The sequence below is a fragment of the Pseudomonas sp. BIC9C genome (assembly GCF_034541995.1).
GTDB classification, from domain to species: Bacteria; Pseudomonadota; Gammaproteobacteria; order Pseudomonadales; family Pseudomonadaceae; genus Aquipseudomonas; species Aquipseudomonas fluorescens_CC.
Window position 1 is genome coordinate 1 of the sequence record NZ_JAWDGM010000007.1, and the last position, 15,134, is coordinate 15,134.

Annotated in this window: 12 protein-coding genes and 2 pseudogenes; 3 read left to right on the forward strand and 11 right to left on the reverse strand. The window is 60.1% G+C overall.

Annotation, left to right across the window (positions count from 1 at the left end; all coding sequences use genetic code 11):
• Positions 1-104: 104 nt before the first annotated feature.
• The 8 genes and pseudogenes from RS887_RS25850 to hutC form a co-directional block, all read right to left on the reverse strand.
• Complete coding sequence (locus RS887_RS25850; protein WP_322617617.1) at positions 105-1,628, reverse strand: histidine ammonia-lyase; 1,524 nt, start codon at positions 1,626-1,628, stop codon at positions 105-107.
• A gap of 142 nt (positions 1,629-1,770) precedes the next feature.
• Positions 1,771-2,601 carry a glycine betaine/L-proline ABC transporter ATP-binding protein gene (locus RS887_RS25855; RefSeq protein WP_322617618.1) on the reverse strand — a complete coding sequence of 277 codons (831 nt, stop codon included), beginning with the start codon at positions 2,599-2,601 and terminating at the stop codon, positions 1,771-1,773.
• On the reverse strand, positions 2,598-3,449 hold the full coding sequence (locus RS887_RS25860) for an ABC transporter permease (protein WP_008018927.1): 852 nt from the start codon (positions 3,447-3,449) through the stop codon (positions 2,598-2,600). Before RS887_RS25860 ends, RS887_RS25855 begins: the two co-directional genes overlap by 4 nt.
• 192 nt (positions 3,450-3,641) lie before the next feature.
• Positions 3,642-4,610, reverse strand: coding sequence for an ABC transporter substrate-binding protein (locus RS887_RS25865; protein WP_322617619.1), 969 nt, complete (start codon positions 4,608-4,610; stop codon positions 3,642-3,644).
• Between the two features lie 69 nt (positions 4,611-4,679).
• The gene (locus tag RS887_RS25870; protein ID WP_322617620.1) at positions 4,680-6,149 is read right to left on the reverse strand and encodes a cytosine permease; all 1,470 of its coding nucleotides are present in this window, start codon (positions 6,147-6,149) and stop codon (positions 4,680-4,682) included.
• 153 nt (positions 6,150-6,302) lie between these two features.
• Positions 6,303-7,985, reverse strand: coding sequence for a urocanate hydratase (gene hutU / locus RS887_RS25875; RefSeq protein WP_008018930.1), 1,683 nt, complete (start codon positions 7,983-7,985; stop codon positions 6,303-6,305).
• Between the two features lie 472 nt (positions 7,986-8,457).
• Positions 8,458-9,026, reverse strand: a pseudogene (locus RS887_RS25880) (HutD family protein).
• Between the two features lie 10 nt (positions 9,027-9,036).
• The gene (gene hutC, locus RS887_RS25885) at positions 9,037-9,747 is read right to left on the reverse strand and encodes a histidine utilization repressor (RefSeq protein ID WP_162135916.1); all 711 of its coding nucleotides are present in this window, start codon (positions 9,745-9,747) and stop codon (positions 9,037-9,039) included.
• 146 nt (positions 9,748-9,893) lie between these two features.
• On the opposite strand from hutC, the gene RS887_RS25890 reads away from it, so the two are divergent.
• A complete protein-coding gene (locus tag RS887_RS25890; RefSeq protein ID WP_322617621.1) occupies positions 9,894-11,258 on the forward strand; it encodes a formimidoylglutamate deiminase in 1,365 nt (454 codons plus the stop codon).
• 109 nt (positions 11,259-11,367) lie between these two features.
• On the opposite strand, the gene RS887_RS25895 is transcribed toward RS887_RS25890, so the two are convergent.
• Positions 11,368-11,937, reverse strand: a complete 570-nt coding sequence (locus RS887_RS25895; protein ID WP_322617622.1) for a lipocalin family protein — start codon at positions 11,935-11,937, stop codon at positions 11,368-11,370.
• 30 nt (positions 11,938-11,967) lie between these two features.
• On the reverse strand, positions 11,968-12,222 hold the full coding sequence (locus RS887_RS25900) for a hypothetical protein (protein ID WP_008018937.1): 255 nt from the start codon (positions 12,220-12,222) through the stop codon (positions 11,968-11,970).
• A 293-nt stretch (positions 12,223-12,515) separates the two neighbouring features.
• Here RS887_RS25900 and RS887_RS30665 point away from each other — a divergent pair.
• A pseudogene (locus RS887_RS30665) lies at positions 12,516-13,541 on the forward strand (cache domain-containing protein); the annotation flags it as partial.
• A 90-nt stretch (positions 13,542-13,631) separates the two neighbouring features.
• Complete coding sequence (locus RS887_RS30670; RefSeq protein WP_416340014.1) at positions 13,632-14,396, forward strand: methyl-accepting chemotaxis protein; 765 nt, start codon at positions 13,632-13,634, stop codon at positions 14,394-14,396.
• A 133-nt stretch (positions 14,397-14,529) separates the two neighbouring features.
• Here the strand turns inward: RS887_RS30670 and RS887_RS25910 are convergent, their stop codons facing one another.
• Positions 14,530-15,132, reverse strand: coding sequence for a DUF924 family protein (locus RS887_RS25910; RefSeq protein ID WP_322617624.1), 603 nt, complete (start codon positions 15,130-15,132; stop codon positions 14,530-14,532).
• Positions 15,133-15,134: the final 2 nt, after the last annotated feature.

Sequence of the window (15,134 nt, forward strand, 5' to 3'; positions counted from 1 at the left end):
TTTGAGAGTTGTCATTAACTCACCAGACGCTCCGGAGATGTCCGTTGTCCGTCGCGTCTGCCTTTTGGGGAGCCGCGCCTTGGCACGTTGGTGTTGTGTGGAAATCAGTTCAAGTTCGGCAAAGCTTTCTGCAGCAAGGCCGGGTCTTTCAAAACGCCTGCAGCAGCAGCGATGTCCGGTGCCAGCCAGCGGTCCTGATCATAGGCAGGAACGCGCTCGCGCAGCAGCCGCCACGCCACATCGGTACCGGCGCCAAAACGTTGCTCCTTGAGGAATTCGAACGCCTGGGCCGCCAGCAGGTACTCGATGGCGAGGATCTGCGTGCAGTTTTCCAGGGCGCGGTGCAGCTTCAGCGCGGCGTTGGTGCCCAGGCTCAGGTGGTCTTCCTGCAAGCCCGAAGTCACGTAGTTATCCAGCACCGCCGGTTGCGCCAGTTGACGGTTCTCCGCGCACAGCGAAGCCGCCACGTATTGCACGATCATCATCCCCGAGTTTACTCCCGGGTTGGCCACCAGGAAGGCCGGCAGGCCGCTGACGTGCGGGTTGATCAAACGGTCCAGGCGACGCTCGGCGATGGAACCGATTTCCGCCATGGCAATCGCCAGCAGGTCCGCCGCCATTGCCACGGACTGGCCATGAGGGTTGGCCTGGGACACCACGCGGTAATTGTCCGCGGTGCCCAGCACCAGCGGGTTGTCGGTGGCACCGTTGAGTTCGGTTTCGATTTGCTTGATCGCATGTACCAACTGGTCGCGAGCGGCGCCGTGCACCTGCGGGATCGAGCGAATGCTCAGGGCATCCTGCGTGCGAATGCCTTTGCTCTGGGCGATCACTTCACTGCCGTCGAGCAAGGCCCGCAGATTGATCCCGACCTGCTGCATGCCCGGGTGCGGCTTGAGCGCAATGATCTCGGCGTCGAAGGCGTCAATCTGACCGCGTTGGGCTTCGAAGCTCATGGCGCCAATCACGTCGGCCCATTCCAGCAGACGCGTGGCATCGGCAATGGCCAGGCAACTCAGGCCGGTCATGCACGGCGTACCGTTGACCAGGCACAAACCATCCTTGGCGCCGAGGCGAACCGGTTGCAAGCCTTCTTCAGCGAGGGCCTGCTGCGCGGAAACGACCTGACCGCGATAGCTGACATTGCCAACACCCAGCAGCGCGATGCCAATGTGCGCCATGTGAGTCAGGTAGCCCACGGAACCCTGGGATGGCACTTGCGGGGTGATACCACGGTTGAGCAGTGCCAGCAGCGCTTCGACGACCTGACGGTGCAGGCCGGATTTACCATGGCTGTAGTTGACGATGGCCGCGCACATGATCGAACGGGTCTGCTCGTCGCTCAATGACGCGCCAACGCCACAGGCGTGGCTGAGCAAGGTATTGCGCGACAACTGGCTGAGCTGTTCGTCCTGCAGCGAAACGTTGCACAGTGCGCCCAGGCCGGTGTTGATGCCGTAGGCACGTTCGCCGCTGGTGACGATGCGCTGGACGATGGCCTGGGCGTTTTCGATACGCGCCCAGATCGGCGCCGACAGCTCAAGCTGCGCGCCATGACGAGCCACGGCGACCACATCCCGCCAAGTGACCTGCGCCTCGGTGATAACGATTTTTTCAGCCTGGGACATCATTAACCTCGTGCGTACAACCTGAATATTGATGCAGCTCTGCCGCCGCCTTCGCGAGCAAGCCCGCTCCCACATTGGAACGCGATCAACTGTGGGAGCGGGCTTGCTCGCGAAGAGGCCAGCTCAAACACTGCAAATCTCTTTAAACCACCGCCGCCCGACGCTGCACAAAGCGGTCGACATACTCATCCGCCGGCGAATGCAGGATCTCTCTCGGCGTGCCGACCTGGATCAGGCGGCCATCCTTGAGGATCGCGATGCGGTTGCCGATGCGCACGGCCTCGTCGAGATCGTGGGTGATGAAGACGATGGTCTTGTGCAGGGTCTTTTGCAGTTCCAGCAACTGATCCTGCATCTCCGCGCGGATCAGCGGGTCGAGGGCGCTGAACGCTTCGTCCATCAGGATGATGTCGGTGTCCGCCGCCAGGGCGCGGGCCAGGCCCACACGCTGACGCATACCACCGGAGAGCTGATGCGGGTATTTGTTTTCGTAGCCCTTGAGGCCCACGGTGTTGATCCAGTGCAACGCACGCTCAGCACACATGGCTTTGCTTTCGCCACGGATTTTCAGGCCGTAGGCGACGTTCTCCACCACAGTCTTGTGCGGCAACAGGCCAAAGCTCTGGAACACCATGCTGATCTTGCGCCGACGAAATTCGCGCAGGGCTTCCATGTCGTATTGCAGGATGTCCACGCCGTCCACCAGGAGCGCGCCACTCGTCGGGTCGATTAGGCGGTTGAAGTGGCGCACCAGGGTCGACTTGCCGGACCCCGACAGCCCCATGATCACGAAGATCTCGCCGCTGCCAATGCTCAGCGACAGGTCGTTCACGCCGACCACGCAGCCGGTTTCGGCCAGCACCTGGTCCTTGGTCTTGCCCTGGCCGACCATGGCCAGCGCATCCTTGGCGCGGTTGCCGAAAATCTTGAAGACGTTTTTGACTTCGATCTTGCTCACGGTTGCGTTGTTCATTTGCTCACCTCATGCCGTGCGCGACCGTACGCCTGTGTAATGCGGTCGATCACCACAGCCAGAATCACGATCGCCAGACCGGCTTCAAGACCACGTCCGACGTTGAGGGTCTGAATCCCCACCAGCACGTCCTCACCCAAACCACGGGCACCGATCATCGAGGCGATCACCACCATCGACAGGGCCATCATGGTGGTCTGGTTGATCCCGGCCATGATGCTCGGCAGGGCCAGCGGCAGTTGCACGCCGAACAGTTGCTGCCAGCGGTTGGCACCGAAGGCGTTGATCGCTTCCATCACTTCACCGTCGACCTGGCGAATGCCCAGATCGGTCAGGCGGATCAGCGGTGGCGCGGCGTAGATCACCGTGGCGAAAATCGCCGGGACCTTGCCCAGGCCAAACAGCATCAGCACCGGGATCAGGTACACGAAGCTCGGCATGGTCTGCATGATGTCCAGCAACGGCATCAGCACCGAACGCAGGCGATTGCTGCGTGCCGAGAGAATGCCCAGCGGAATGCCGATCAGCACCGAGATGATCGTCGCCACCATCATCAGCGCCAGGGTCTGCATCAGCTTGTCCCAGAGGCCGACCGCACCCACCAGGAACAGCAGGCCGACGATCACTGCCGTCGTCACGACCTTGCGGGTCGCGTGCCAGGCCACGCCCGCCACGATCGCCAGCATCAGCCACCAGGGCGCTGCGCGCAGCAGCCCTTCAAGATTGACGATGGCCCACAACAGGGTGTCGGAGATGTGCCGGAACACGTCGCCGTAGTTGGTAACCAGCGAATCGACCCAACTGTTGACCCAGTCGGCGATGGAAAAGGTAAAGCTTTCGGGAAACATAAGAGACTCTCAATCAAGGGCTTCGCAGCACCACAAAGCAGTGCTGTAAAGCTTGCCCTTATAAACAAGCTGTTTGAAAACGTAGCGAGCGAAGGCAAGACAAGGCGAAAGCAGGCGAGAAAGCGGAGTTGACTTTAGTCAATGAGCATTTCGAGTCTGCTTTCAACGCAGTATTGCCGAGCGCAGTAGTTTTCAAATCGCAGCGTCGATTTTCTTGGCTGCGTCTTCGCTCACCCATTGGTGCCAGACTTCAGGATGTTCCTTCAAGAAGATCTTGGCCAGTTTTGGCGACTCGATCCGCTCTTTGGTCATGCGTCCCAGGTTCTGGTTCAGCAGGTCGATTGGCACGTTGACCTTTTCCAGCACGGCCACCAGCTCCGGGGCTTCGTCGTGGAAAGTCTTGGACAGGCCGACCTTAATATCCACGGTCTTGTTCACGCCTGGCTTCTCTTCGAGTTTCACCACGTCGACCTGGCCCATCAGCGGGGTTGGCGACCAGTAGTAGAACAGGATCGGCTCGCCACGCTTGTAGCTCGACAGCACGGCGGCATCCAGCGCCGGGCCGGTGCCTGGGCGGAAGTTGGTGTAGGTGCTTTCCAGACCGTAGCTTTTCAGCATTTCGCTGTTGTCCAGCTCACAGGTCCAGCCAGCCGGGCAGTTGTAGAAACGGCCCTTGGAGGGCTCTTCGGCGTCCTTGAAAATCGCCGAGTACTTGCCCAGGTCAGCAATGTTCTTCAGGTCTGGCGCCTTGGCTTCCAGCTTGCGCTTGGCGTCGCCTTCGATCACGTAGCGCGGCACGTACCAGCCTTCGACGGCCCCCACCACTGGCGCGCCGACACCGACGACTTTGCCGGCCTTCTCAGCCTTGTTCCAGACTTCGCTGCGGCCGACCCACTCTTCGGCAAACACCTGGATGTCGTTGCTGCTCAGGGCGTTTTCCATGGTGATGGAGTTGCCCGGCAGGCTGTCGGTCTTGCAGTCGTAGCCTTTCTCCAGCACGACTTGCAGCACGTCGGTCAGGAGCATGGCGCTTTCCCAGTTCAGGCCGGCAAATTTCACCGGTTTGCCCGACTCGCACCAACCCGCCGCCTGAGTGGCGCCAGCGCTGGCCAGCAGGCCCATGGAAAGCAATGTGGTCAGCAGGGTCTTGTTCGATTTCATTGTAGTGACGCTCCTAATCATGAATTGGCTTACGGCAGTCAAGAGGCATCCAGCCCTGTCCACGTCCAATCAGGCCTGCGCCGCAGCGCGACCCACATTCAGCTTTTGTTCGGTGATCGCGCCCTGCTCGACCGGCAGGATCAAACGATCAGGCACTGTGCCGTGCCATTTTTTTGCGCATACGTAATACAGGACGGCGGGAAGCACCAGACCGATGACCCAGGAAATATCCACATCACCCAGGGCCGCCACCAGCGGACCGGTATAGAACTTGGTGGAGATGAACGGCAGCTGCACCAGCACACCGAACACATAGACGCTGATACCGAGAAGGTTCCAACGACCGTAGCGACCATTCGGATCGGCCAGAGCCGGTACGTCATAGCGCTCGCGAGTGATGCAGTAGTAGTCCACCAGGTTGATCGCGCTCCAGGGGGTAAAGAACGCTAGCAAGAACAGGATGAAAGACTTGAACGCGCCGAGGAACGAGTGCTGACCGAGCAACGCCATCAGGGTCGCGGCACCGACGATGACCAGCACGAAGACCAGACGCTGCAAGCGCGATACCTTCAGGTCACCACGGAAACCGCTGATGATGGTCGCAATGCACATGAAGCTGCCGTAGGAGTTCAGCGTGGAGATGGTGACCTTGCCGAACGCGATGCTGAAGTACAGCAGCGCAGCGGTGGCACCGGTACCACCCAGACCAACGATGTAGGCCACTTCGTGGCCGGCGTATTGCCCGTTGGCCGAAGCGGCAGCGAACACGCCGAGGACCATCGCCACCTGCGCACCAATGACCGAACCTGCGCCTGCGGCAAAAAAAGTTTTCACCGAGGAAATCTTGCTCGGCAGGTAGCGAGAATAGTCAGCCACATAAGGGCCGAAGGCGATCTGCCAGGACGCCGCGAGCGACACCGCCAGCAAGAAACTGCTCCAGCTGAAGTGGCGGATTTGCAACAGTGCGCCAACGTCAACCTGGCTCATCAGACGGCTGAACAGATAAACAAAGGCAATCACGCCAATGACACTGGCAACACGGCCGATCCAATGGATCACCCGATAACCGAGCACCGTGACCAGCACGATTACACTGGCGAAAAGGAGGATACCGACGGTGTCGCTGACGCCAAACAACTGGCCCAGCGCCTGGCCGGATAACACGGTTCCCGTTGCGGTGAAGCCCAGGTACATCAAGCAGACCAGCACGATCGGGATGGCCGCGCCGTACACGCCGAACTGTACCCGGCTGGAAATCATCTGCGGCAGGCCAAGCTTGGGGCCTTGCGCCGCATGTAGCGCCATCACGCCGCCACCCAGTAATTGACCGATCAACAGACCGATCAATGACCAGAACACATCACCGCCAAGCACCACCGCCAAGGCACCGGTAACAATCGCGGTGATTTGCAGGTTGGCACCCATCCACAGGGTGAACTGGCTAAACAGACGACCGTGTCTTTCCGCTTCCGGGATGTAGTCGATCGAGCGTTTCTCGATCAACGGTTTGTTGCCTGCACGCTCGCTGTTAACAGCCATGGTTCAACCTCTGTGGATTGTTCTAATGGTTCACTGAGAGTCTGTTGCTTCTTTGTGGGAGCGGGCTTGCCCGCGATGACGTCGGCACCTTCAACATCAATTTCAGCAGTGCCTCCGCTATCGCTGGCAAGCCAGCTCCCACAGGTTTTTGGGTTATTTGCCGGTAATCATCGGCAGGTTCAGCCCTTGTTCCTTGGCGCAGTCGATGGCGATCTGGTAACCGGCATCGGCGTGACGCATGACACCGGTGGCCGGGTCGTTGTGCAGCACGCGAGCGATACGCTCGGCCGCTTCGTCAGTACCGTCGCAGACAATCACCATGCCCGAGTGCTGGGAGAAGCCCATACCGACGCCGCCGCCGTGGTGCAGGGAAACCCAGGTCGCGCCGCTCGCGGTGTTGAGCAGTGCGTTGAGCAGTGGCCAGTCGGACACGGCGTCGGAACCGTCCTGCATCGATTCGGTTTCACGGTTCGGGCTCGATACCGAACCGGAGTCCAGGTGGTCGCGACCGATCACGATTGGCGCGGACAACTCGCCGCTGCGCACCATTTCGTTGAACGCCAGGCCCAGCTTGGCGCGCAAGCCCAGGCCAACCCAGCAGATACGTGCCGGCAGACCCTGGAAGCTGATGCGCTCGCGCGCCATGTCCAGCCAGTTGTGCAGGTGGGCGTCGTCCGGGATCAGTTCCTTGACCTTGGCGTCGGTCTTGTAGATGTCTTCAGCGTTGCCCGACAGTGCAGCCCAACGGAACGGGCCGATGCCACGGCAGAACAGCGGACGGATGTAAGCCGGTACGAAGCCCGGGAAGTCGAATGCGTTTTCCACGCCTTCTTCCTGAGCCATCTGACGGATGTTGTTGCCGTAGTCGAAGGTCGGGATGCCTTGCTTCTGGAATTCCAGCATCGCTTTAACGTGTACGGCCATCGATTGCTTGGCGGCTTTGATTACGGCAGCCGGCTCGGTCTTGGCACGAGCGCGGTACTCTTCCCAGGTCCAGCCAGCCGGCAGGTAGCCGTTGAGCGGGTCATGGGCGCTGGTCTGGTCGGTGACCATGTCCGGACGCACACCGCGACGGACCAGTTCCGGCAGGATTTCTGCCGCGTTGCCCAGCAGGGCGATAGAAATCGCTTTGCCTTCTTTGGTGTATTTGGCAATGCGGGCCAGCGCGTCGTCGAGGTCTTTGGCTTGCTCGTCGACATAACGGCTTTTCAGGCGGAAATCGATGCTCACTTGTTGGCATTCGATGTTCAGCGAGCATGCACCAGCCAGAGTTGCAGCCAGCGGCTGAGCGCCACCCATGCCGCCCAGGCCAGCGGTCAGTACCCACTTGCCGGTCAGGTTGTCGTTGTAGTGCTGGCGACCGGCTTCGACGAAGGTTTCGTAGGTGCCCTGGACGATGCCCTGGCTGCCGATGTAGATCCAGCTGCCAGCGGTCATCTGGCCGTACATGGCCAGGCCTTTGGCGTCCAGTTCGTTGAAGTGTTCCCAGCTCGCCCAGTGCGGCACCAGGTTGGAGTTGGCGATCAGCACGCGCGGGGCGTTGCTGTGGGTCTTGAACACGCCGACCGGCTTGCCGGATTGCACCAGCAGGGTCTCGTCGTCGTTCAGGTTGGTCAGGCTTTCGACGATCTTGTCGTAGCATTCCCAGTTACGTGCCGCACGACCGATACCACCGTAAACCACCAGTTCTTTAGGGTTCTCGGCAACTTCCGGATCGAGGTTGTTCATCAGCATGCGCAGCGGCGCTTCGGTCAGCCAGCTCTTGGCGGTCAGCTTGTTACCGCGGGCAGCACGGATTTCAACGTCACGAAACTTCGTAGGTTTATTGTCAGTCACGAAAAGAACTCCTCAGCAATCAATCCAAACCAACCCAGGCAGTGGGCGAGCAAGCCAATGGGCATCAGTGCACACCGGCGAATCAGTGGACGATGGTTGAGTCCTCGCGACTCATACACATACGTCTTTACTTGTACATACAAGCATATGCAATCAAGCGGCCAACTTGCCGGATGAGCATTCAAGAAAAATTCTGAAAGGGCTGCAGAGCGTCTGAATCAAGGGCTTTGGCGTAGATGAAATTTTTCGAGGGGATTTTTTGGAGGACAGCCGGGTTGTTACTTGAGCGTGGTTTTGCGCCACGCTGGGGCGTTCGGTAACAAATTGGTGCGCTGAGGGAAACGGGCTGGAGGGGATGGGAAACAATATCGCCTGTAGGAGCGAGCTTGCTCGCGATGGAGTGTCAGTCGACACCAATGCGCCTGATACACCATCGCGAGCGAGCTCGCTCCTACAAGGGGTTAGAAGAAAATCAGCGTGCAGTCAGTTCAATCACGCAGCAGGCGGCATTGCTGGTGACTTCCAGCAGGCCAGTGTTACCGACAAGTTGCAGGCAATCATGACGACCCAGCTGCGAAGCACTGCTACCGACCTTCACCTCAAGCGCATCGCTGACACTGAACACCAGCACAGCCCCGGCCTCGCTGAAAAACCGCTGCTCACCGTTCAGCCATTGCAACCGCGCGCTGTAACGCTGTGGTGCGTAAATCAGGTTGAAGTCGCGAATCGGACCGCCGAGCAACGTACAGGAAACCTTGCTTTCACCGCTGAAGGCAAACGGGTCCAGCGGTAACAGTGGGCGCGTCACCTGCCCATCAACCGACAAGGTCATGCCATCGCCCTGCAGCACGGTGATGATCCGCTCATAACCGGCGAAGGTGGAAAACCCGCCCGATTCTCCGATGTCGGCAATCGACAGGCGCCAGCCAAACCCGTCCAGGCCGGTGCCGGCATCGCGGGTGATTTCTTCAGTGCTGCCGCCGCCGTTTTCCACGGCATGCGCGGGTAATCTTTGGCACGTAAAACTTTCAATTCACTCATTTGTGGCTCTCTACTTATGGAACCGACCTTCCAGACGATGACGGGAACCGGGGTGGATCAAGCGGGCGGCGGTCACCGGCTGGCGGCCGGACCAGGTGCGGCGACGGATCAACAGGCACGGCTCGCCCTTTTCAATCTGCAACAACTTGCACTCGGATGGCTCGGCCAGGATTGCCTCGACCACGTGCTCGCCTTCGGTCAGCGGCGCGACCTGATTGAGATAGGCGTAGGGCGTTTGCAGGGTGAAGTCCTGCTTGAGGTAGTCCGGCGCCACCAGCGCATTGACGAAACGGTCTTCGATTTGCACCGGAATATCGTTTTCGAAATGCACGATCAGCGAGTGGAACACCTTCTGCCCTTCGCGCATGTCCAGGGCCAGGGCGCGCTCGGAGCCAGCGGCCTCTTCCTCAAGGGTGATGACCTTGCAGGTGTGGCGATGACCGCGAGAGGCAATTTCATCGGCGATGTTGTGCACTTCGAACAGTGCGGACTGGCTTTTCGGCTCGGCGACGAACGTACCGACGCCTTGCATGCGCACCAGCAGACCGTCGGCAGTCATCTCGCGCAGCGCGCGGTTGATGGTCATGCGACTGAAGCCCAACTGGCTGACCAGCTCGCTTTCCGACGGCACGCGGTAATGCGGCGGCCAGTTTCCACTGTCGATTTGCTGGGTGATCATCTGTTTGACGCGGGCGTACAAGGGCGCCGGACTGTCGCCCATGTTCGCGGCCAACGGAGAGACTGGAGGCGGAGTCGGCACGGTTAATCCTTGTTCGTTGAAAAGAGATTGCTAGCTTGCCGGAGTTTACCGGGCAGGCAAACGTCTGTATATGTATATACAAATAACACACGATGGGGTGCTGAACCATGTCCGCCTTCTTTGCCGAACGCGCGCTGCTGCCTAGTGGATGGGCCAACAATGTACGTCTTGAGGTCAACGCCGACGGCGTATTGACCCATATCCAGGCCGATTCCCATGCAGATGGCGCCGAGCGGTTGAGCGGCCCGCTGCTGCCGGGCATGCCGAATCTGCACTCTCACGCCTTCCAGCGGGCCATGGCCGGGCTGGCGGAAGTGGCGGGCAATCCGAACGACAGTTTCTGGACCTGGCGCGACCTGATGTATCGCCTCGTCGGAAAAATCAGCCCGGAGCAACTCGGCGTCATCGCCCGTCAGCTGTACATCGAAATGCTCAAGGCCGGTTACACCTCGGTGGCGGAATTTCACTATGTGCATCACGACAGCAATGGCCAGCCTTACGCGGATCCGGCCGAACTGGCCCTGCGTATCAGCCAGGCTGCCAGTTCCGCGGGTATCGGTTTGACCCTGCTGCCGGTGCTCTACAGCCACTCCGGTTTCGGTGGCCAGGCGCCGAACGACGGTCAGCGCCGTTTTATCAACAGCACTGAAAACTACCTGAAGCTGCAATCGCGCCTGCAACCGGTCCTGGCACAACAACCGGCGCAAGCCCTGGGTCTGTGCTTCCACTCGCTGCGCGCGGTCACGCCGCAGCAGATCAGCGAAGTGCTGGCCGCCAGCGACAAGCAATGCCCGGTGCACATCCACATCGCCGAGCAGCAGAAAGAAGTCGACGACTGCCTGACCTGGAGCGGTCGTCGTCCGCTGCAATGGCTGTACGAAAACGTCGATGTCGATCAGCGCTGGTGCCTGGTCCACGCGACCCACGCCAACCCGGAAGAAGTCACGTCGATGGCCAAGAGCCGTGCCATCGCCGGCCTGTGCCTGACCACCGAAGCCAACCTGGGGGACGGGATTTTCCCGGCGGTGGATTTCCTCGCCCAGGGCGGGCGCATGGGCATCGGTTCCGACAGCCATGTGTCATTGAGCGTGGTGGAAGAACTGCGTTGGCTGGAATACGGCCAGCGCCTGCGCGACCAGCGGCGTAACCGCTTGTATGGCGCAGATCAACCAATGGTCGGCCGCACGTTGTTCGATGCGGCGCTGGATGGCGGTGCTCAGGCGCTGGGGCAGCCGATTGGCGCACTGGAAGTCGGCAAGCGCGCCGACTGGCTGGTGCTGGACGGTAACGATCCGTATCTGGCGACAGCCAATGGCGACAGGATTCTCAACCGCTGGCTGTTTGCCGGTGGCGATCGCCAGGTACGAGATGTACTGGTCAATGGCCAGTGGGTTGTGCGTGATGGGCGGCATGCCGGGGAAGAAGAAAGCAGCCGTGCCTTCACCCAGGTACTGCGTGACCTTCTAGGCTGACACGGAACAATACTGCAGGAGCGAGCTTGCTCGCGATGGAGTGTCAGGCGACACCAATGCGCCTGATACACCATCGCGAGCAAGCTCGCTCCTACAGGGATTTGTGCAGTTAGTTCGAAGTCTCGGCCATCTGCTGTTCCGACGCCCGCCAGATCAGCCGCGTGGTGTCGTAACCCTGCTGACGCGCCTTGCTCAGCAGCTCCTCACGCACCACACCGTTCACGGTCGGCGTGCGCGACAACAGCCACAAATACTTCCGGCTTGGATCACCGACAATGGCGGTCTTGTAGTCATCGCTGACGTACAGCACCCAGTATTCGCCCTTTGCCGTACCCGGGATCAGCCTGGAGAACCAGGTATCGAACTCGATCCACAGTTTGTCGGCTTTACCCGCTACCTGTGGATAAGCCGTGCCTTTGACCTCTTCCCATTGCCACTGTGCCGTCAGGCAACGGTTCAACACGGCAACGTTGCCGTCTGGCTTGAGCGTGTAATGGGCTTCGGACTGCTCGCAGTCGCGCTGGAAGTACATCGGCATGCGGGCCAGCTCGTACCAGGTGCCCTGGTAGCGCTTGAGGTTAACGCTTTTGACAGTCTTGGGGGCCAATGGGTCCTGGCCAGGCGAGGCACAGCCGGCCAACACCAGGCCGGCAAAAAGGATGATCAATAACCGCTTCATTATTTTTCTCCCGTGGGCAAACGCCCCGGTTTACTTCAGGCCTTGGCCGGAAAACATCAACACTTTGTCACCGGCGAACTGCACGCTGATAAAGCTGTTCTTGTCGCCCCAGGTGCAACTGGACATGCCGAGCGCGCCTGAACAATCGGCGGGTTTGCCCAACAGGGTTTCCACATCGGCCTTGGCCATGCCGGACGAGAGCTTCGAGTAGTTTTCCTGATTGACCTTGCTGCAGGCAGCCAGCAACACGCAGAACGAAAGCAGGGCGATGGAACGCAACGACATGGTGAAACTCCGGGGGCGTAGGGGATTGGCATGGCTGCCAAGCTGAAGCTTAGAAGAGAAAACCCCTGTGAGGTTCCGTGCCTGGCAGGCTATTTGTCGGGCCACTCGTCTACCTTTTGCCGAAAATCAACCAATTTCCCTGTTCATCGAGCATTTCGTCGTTTTTCAGCAAATCCGCCTAATCTTTGGCGCCGCTCAGTCGACATACAGGCAACGCAAAGCCACGTCGCTGGCATTTGCCCCCCCCTTTTGTAGACCAGACCCTCTGCGGTAGCTCATCCATGACCAGAAACATGAAGTTCAGCCACAAGATTTTGCTGGCTGCCGCCCTCGTGGTGGCCGTCGCATTCGCTTGTTTCATCCTGTTCAACGACTATCGCCAGCGCGAAACCTTGCGCAACAGCACCGAAGCCTCGATGCAGGAGCTCGGCAGCCTGACCACCAGCAACATCCAGACCTGGCTGGAAAGCCGCATGCAATTGCTGCAGTCGATGGCCCAACAGATCAGCGCCGATGGCAATGCTCCCGCTGGCCTGAAACGGATCATCGACCTGCCCGCCTACACCGGCAATTTTCAGCTGAGCTACTTCGGTGGCACCGACGGCGTGATGTTCTCGGTCCCGGCGGGCAACCGCGCGGCGGACTACGACCCACGCGCCCGTGGCTGGTACAAGGCGGCCAATAGCGCCCAACAGACCATTGTCACCGAACCGTACATTGCCGCGTCTTCCGGCAAGCTGGTCATCACCGTGGCCACCCCGGTACAGCACCAGGGCCAGATGATCGGCGTCGCCGGTGCCGACATCGACCTGTCCAGTGTCAGCGCGATCATCAATTCGCTGAACTTCGGCGGCCACGGTCATGCGTTCATCGTCGGTGCCGATGGCAAGATCCTGATTCACCCGGACAGCAAGCTGGTGCTCAAGAGCCTGGCCGAGGCCTATCCGAGCGACACCCCCAAAGTCAGCCCGGGCATGAAAGAAGTCGAGATCGATGGCAAGCGCCAGTTCATCTCGTTCACCCACGTCAACGGCGTGCCATCGGCGGACTGGTATGTGGCGCTGGTGCTCGACCAGGCAACGGCGTTCTCGATGCTCAGCGAATTCCGCACCTCGGCGATCATCGCCATGGTGATTGCCGTGGTGATCATCATCGCCCTGCTGGGCATGCTGATCAGCCTGCTGATGCAGCCGCTGCTGACCATGGGCCGCGCCATGCACGATATCGCCGAAGGCGAAGGTGACCTGACCAAGCGCCTGACCATTCACGGCCACGACGAATTCGGCGCGCTGGGACTGTCGTTCAACCGCTTCGTCGAGCGCATTCATGCCTCGATCATCGAAGTGTCCTCGGCCACCGGCCAGGTCAACGAGGTGGCGTTGCGAGTGGTGGCCGCGTCGAATTCATCGATGTTCAACTCCGACCAGCAAGCCTCGCGCACCAGCAGTGTGGCAGCGGCCATCAACCAGCTTGGTGCCGCCGCCCAGGAAATCGCCCAGAACGCCGCCCTGGCCTCGCAACATTCCAGCGATGCCCGTAGCCTGGCCGAAGACGGCCAACAGGTGGTGGATAAAACCATCGCGGCGATGCAACAACTGTCGGCCAAGATCAGCGATTCGTGCGGCAACATCGAAACCCTCAACAGCAACACGGTCAACATCGGGCAGATTCTGGAAGTGATTACCAGCATCTCCCAGCAAACCAACCTGCTCGCACTGAACGCCGCGATTGAAGCGGCGCGCGCCGGTGAAGCCGGTCGTGGTTTTGCCGTGGTGGCCGATGAGGTACGCAACCTCGCTCACCGCACCCAGGACTCGGCGCAGCAAGTGCGGACGATGATCGAAGAGCTGCAAGTCGGCGCCCGGGCAGCGGTGGGCATCATGACCGACAGCCAACGTCAGAGCGAAAGCAGCGTCGGCATCGCCAACCAGGCTGGCGAACGCCTGGGCAGCGTGACCCAGCGCATCGGTGAGATCGATGGCATGAACCAGTCGGTCGCCACCGCGACCGAAGAACAGACGGCCGTGGTGGAGTCGATCAACGTCGACATCACCGAGATCAACACGCTGAACCAGGAAGGTGTGGAGAACCTGCAGTCGACCTTGCGTGCGTGTGCCGATCTTGAGCAGCAGGCGGCGCGGTTGAAGCAGTTGGTGGGTAGTTTCAGAATTTAGAGCGCTCTTGCGGGCCCCTTCGCGGGCAATCCCGCTCCCACAGGAGTCAAGGTGAAGCACAAATTGTGTGAACACCCAAAATACCTGTGGGAGCGGGCTTGCCCGCGAAGGCGGCATCAGCAACAGCGAAAAACTAGAACCGTGAACCCGGCCTCGACAGAAACGCCAATTCCTCAGCCGTAGACTCCCGCCCCAACACCCCATTGCGATGCGGAAACCGTCCAAACTGCGCAATCACTTTCTGATGCCGCTCGGCATAGTCCAGATAATCGCTGAAAAGTGCCCGATCAGACTCCGGCTGCTGCGCCACCAGTTCGAGGTAGCGCGAGACACCTTCGTTCTGCACCGCGAGGTTTTCGCTGTGCTCGAACACCAGGTAGATGAATACCCGCTGAATCGGCTGCAATTGCCGGTCGAAATCCGCGGCAATGCCTTGGGCTACCAGTTTCTGCGCCCGGAGATCGCCTGCAAAGGCTTTGGGAGTATCGCGAAAGATCATTCGCGGGATTTGATCGAGCAACAGCACCAGGGCCAGCCAACCTTCGGGACGTTGCATCCACTCGGTCAATCCGCCGGCCAGTGCCTGCTCGGTCCAGTCCCCGAAACGCTCGCGCGCTTCGAGGTCCTGGCTGTCGCGCTTGCCAAACCATAACCTGCCCTTCTGCGCCGCCACTTCGCTCGCCGATCCGGAGCTTCCGAACCACCAATCAAGCAACGGCTGCCAGGGCGCGGTCATGG

Bases quoted from the DNA above. Each gene is read 5' to 3' on its own strand.
- RS887_RS25850 (WP_322617617.1), bottom strand. From the start codon at position 1,628: ATGTCCCAGGCTGAAAAAATCGTTATCACCGAGGCGCAGGTCACTTGG.
- RS887_RS30670 (WP_416340014.1), top strand. From the start codon at position 13,632: ATGTTCAACTCCGACCAGCAAGCCTCGCGCACCAGCAGTGTGGCAGCG.
- hutC (WP_162135916.1), bottom strand. From the start codon at position 9,747: ATGGGCGACAGTCCGGCGCCCTTGTACGCCCGCGTCAAACAGATGATC.
- RS887_RS25860 (WP_008018927.1), bottom strand. From the start codon at position 3,449: ATGTTTCCCGAAAGCTTTACCTTTTCCATCGCCGACTGGGTCAACAGT.
- RS887_RS25855 (WP_322617618.1), bottom strand. From the start codon at position 2,601: ATGAACAACGCAACCGTGAGCAAGATCGAAGTCAAAAACGTCTTCAAG.
- RS887_RS25890 (WP_322617621.1), top strand. From the start codon at position 9,894: ATGTCCGCCTTCTTTGCCGAACGCGCGCTGCTGCCTAGTGGATGGGCC.
- RS887_RS25895 (WP_322617622.1), bottom strand. From the start codon at position 11,937: ATGAAGCGGTTATTGATCATCCTTTTTGCCGGCCTGGTGTTGGCCGGC.
- RS887_RS25870 (WP_322617620.1), bottom strand. From the start codon at position 6,149: ATGGCTGTTAACAGCGAGCGTGCAGGCAACAAACCGTTGATCGAGAAA.
- RS887_RS25910 (WP_322617624.1), bottom strand. From the start codon at position 15,132: ATGACCGCGCCCTGGCAGCCGTTGCTTGATTGGTGGTTCGGAAGCTCC.
- RS887_RS25865 (WP_322617619.1), bottom strand. From the start codon at position 4,610: ATGAAATCGAACAAGACCCTGCTGACCACATTGCTTTCCATGGGCCTG.
- RS887_RS25900 (WP_008018937.1), bottom strand. From the start codon at position 12,222: ATGTCGTTGCGTTCCATCGCCCTGCTTTCGTTCTGCGTGTTGCTGGCT.